Annotated in this window: 1 protein-coding gene; it reads left to right on the forward strand. The window is 61.1% G+C overall.

The annotated features are described in order from the left end of the window. The coding region (locus tag N5D53_RS27635) for an immunoglobulin-like domain-containing protein (protein ID WP_279841151.1) at positions 1–543 on the forward strand (543 nt) is incomplete at both ends.

Below are 543 nucleotides of genomic sequence, written 5' to 3' on the forward strand. Positions count from 1 at the left end.
CGCCGGTGGTCAATGCCATCGACGCGGTCAGCGGCGCAGATGCGTGGAAGTTCGAAAACCTGAATCTGGACAAGACCCCGGTCAGCACCGAGGTGACCGACGAGCCAGGTACGCCAGGCAACGAAGGCGATATCGTCAAAGTCACCATCACGGCTGACCAGACTTCGGTGGCCGAGAACGTCAAACCGACGTTCACCGTGCACATCAACACCGCCCTGGCTCACGACCTGGTCGTGACCCTGAGCAACAACGCTCAGGTCACCATCAAGGCCGGCGAAACCAGCGCACCGTACACCCACGACGCGCAGGGCGATGACGTCTATCAGGATGCGGGCCAGATCAGCCTGGGCATCAACTCGGCGGTGGACGCCACTGGTGCTGCGTTCGAAAACCTGGAATTGGGCGGCAACGCTTCGGTTCAAGTGACCGACACCCTCGACGAAGTGGTGGCCAAACTGACCGCCACCCCGTCGGTCACCGAGGGCGGCGAGATCACTTATACGATCACCCTGACCAACAAAGACGGTCTGCCGATCAACAACC

The sequence above is a fragment of the Pseudomonas sp. GD03862 genome (assembly GCF_029840855.1).
GTDB lineage: Bacteria > Pseudomonadota > Gammaproteobacteria > Pseudomonadales > Pseudomonadaceae > Aquipseudomonas > Aquipseudomonas alloputida.